We start from the raw sequence: 542 nt of genomic DNA, 5'->3' as shown, positions 1-542 counted from the left end.
TACATCACCGCCATGCGGTCGCAGCTCTGCGCCACCACGCCGAGGTCGTGGGTCACCAGGATCACGCTCATCCCCAGCCGGTCGCGCAGCTGCAGCAGCAGGGTCAGGATCTGGTCCTGGATGGTGACGTCCAGCGCCGTGGTCGGCTCATCCGCCAGCAGCAGCTTGGGTTCCGAGGCCAAGGCGATCGCGATCATCGCCCGCTGCCGCATGCCGCCGGAGAACTGGTGCGGATAGTCGTCGAGCCGCCGGGCGGCGGCCGGGATGCCGACCAGGTCCAAGAGGTTGCGCGCCCGGTCGCGCCGCGCCCGGCGGCCGAGATCGGTGTGGGTGCGCAGGCTCTCGTCGATCTGCAGCCCGATCGGCAGCACCGGATTCAGCGCCGTCATCGGCTCCTGGAAGATCATCGCGATCTCGCCGCCCCGCACCCGGCGCAGCGCCGGCTCGGGCAATGTCCGCAGGTCGCGGCCCTGCCACAGCACCTGGCCGCCGACCCGGCCGGGCGGCCGCACCAGCCCCAGCACGGCGCGCAGCGTGACGCT

1 protein-coding gene is annotated in these 542 nt (G+C 72.3%); it reads right to left on the bottom strand.

The genetic code is table 11. From position 1 onward, the window contains the following. Positions 1 to 542, bottom strand: a 542-nt coding sequence (locus P409_RS35710) for an ABC transporter ATP-binding protein (RefSeq protein WP_034849942.1), incomplete at both ends; no start/stop codon positions are given.

The organism is Inquilinus limosus MP06 (genome assembly GCF_000767795.1).
In the GTDB taxonomy this organism is placed as follows: Bacteria; Pseudomonadota; Alphaproteobacteria; order DSM-16000; family Inquilinaceae; genus Inquilinus; species Inquilinus limosus_E.
Note: the sequence above shows the minus strand (reverse complement) of the source record. Positions and strands in the feature narration are given on the sequence as shown.